The sequence below is a fragment of the Roseibium sp. RKSG952 genome (assembly GCF_009711355.1).
Genome location: NZ_SMMF01000459.1, coordinates 1 through 1115 on the forward strand (window position 1 = coordinate 1; position 1115 = coordinate 1115).

Sequence of the window (1115 nt, forward strand, 5' to 3'; positions counted from 1 at the left end):
TCCCGCTTGCGCGGGAGCGCCTTGTATCCCTGACCTGAAGGACCGGGTTTTACGGCGGGGCTTAATAAATTCATTCGAGGAATTGAATATGACCAAGACGCTTTTGCTGGCCGCCGTCGTCGCCGTTCACGCAACGAACGCAACTGCCCAGCCCCCTTCGGAAAGAGCAACGTTCGCGACGGACGAGTTGATCGCGTACGTAGAGTCCGTAGGTTTCACCGATGTCACCTACGCGACGCTGAACTGGGGTGACGGATGGTTTGAGGTCGGCGGCGTGAACGCCGTCTGGCCGCAGGGCGGAGCGCTGTCCATGCAGCGCATTCGCTTCGAGAATCTGAGGCCGGATGACAGATGGCTCCGGACGGACGGACTCGAGATCGACGGCTTTGCCGTGACGGTACCGGGCTTCGCCATGGGATTGGGGGAATTTCGAAGCGATGATCTCCACATCAAGGACATCGACAGCTTCCGTCCGACCGCCTCCTTCTCGGAACTTCGGGCAAGCGGCCTGGTCTCCTCCTTTGCTGGGTGGCGCGTTGATCTCAACGAGCTGACCATAAATGCGCAGAACTGGGTGTCGTCCCTCGCGGTTCCGGGTGAATTGCGGGCCCATTTCGTCGGCGGCATCGGAAGCGAGGGTGCGCCTTACGAACATCTTTCCGGAGACCTCGACTGGGGCCTCTCGAACTACGGCGGCCGGGCGAGGCTGATCCTCGCCGCCGCTCACGAGGGATCGGGCGGCGCTGGGTTCGCGCTTGAGGTTAAGGATCTCAATGATCAGGTTCTATGGGCGTGGGACGACCTGAACAACCCAGTCATCCTTCGGGACGAGGAAAAGATCGCGGAAGCGAAACGAAAGGCGGAGGAATCTCTTTCCGAAGTCAAGGTCGAGTCATTAACCGTAAAGGGTGCCCGAGTGCCTTGGGTGATGGATCTCCTGGGGAGTATCCTGTCCTCCGGAAAGCTGTCACCGGAGAACTCGAGCGTCTTAGAAGAAATTGCGAACGGGTTCGAGACGGGAGGCGGGTTCGAGTTAACGTCTTTCCCGCCCTGAAAGAGGGGATTCTCGGGATGGCGCCTCAAGCAACCATCCGCCCAATTGATGCTTCATCGGG

1 protein-coding gene is annotated in these 1115 nt (G+C 59.6%); it reads left to right on the forward strand.

The genetic code is table 11. The features are described from left to right. Window positions 1-88 precede the first annotated feature (88 nt). On the forward strand, window positions 89-1054 hold the full coding sequence (locus E1297_RS01560) for a hypothetical protein (protein ID WP_155133032.1): 966 nt from the start codon (window positions 89-91) through the stop codon (window positions 1052-1054). Window positions 1055-1115 lie beyond the last annotated feature (61 nt).